Genomic DNA, 263 nt, shown 5'->3' with positions numbered 1-263 from the left:
AGAAAATGGGCGCCATGCTGGGCGGCATCCTGCCCTATCTGCTGCTGATGGGCTGCCTGATGGCGGCCATGTACCCGGCCATCGACCTGGGCGCCGGCGAGAAGGAGCGCGGCACGCTGGAAACCCTGCTGCTGGCGCCGGTGCCGCGCAGCGCCATCGTGCTGGCCAAGTTCCTGGTGCTGTTTACCATCGGCCTGACCTCGTCGGTGCTCATGGTGGGCAGCATGAGCGCATTGCTGTTCTTCTTCGGCGCCACCGCCTCG

Annotated in this window: 1 protein-coding gene; it reads left to right on the top strand. The window is 66.5% G+C overall.

Annotated elements, in window-relative coordinates; all coding sequences use genetic code 11:
* A partial coding sequence (locus AC6H42_RS10825; protein ID WP_497548008.1) for an ABC transporter permease subunit occupies window positions 1-263 on the top strand: 263 nt, incomplete at both ends.

This window comes from Massilia sp. NBRC 108631 (assembly GCF_059704565.1).
Note: the sequence above shows the minus strand (reverse complement) of the source record. Positions and strands in the feature narration are given on the sequence as shown.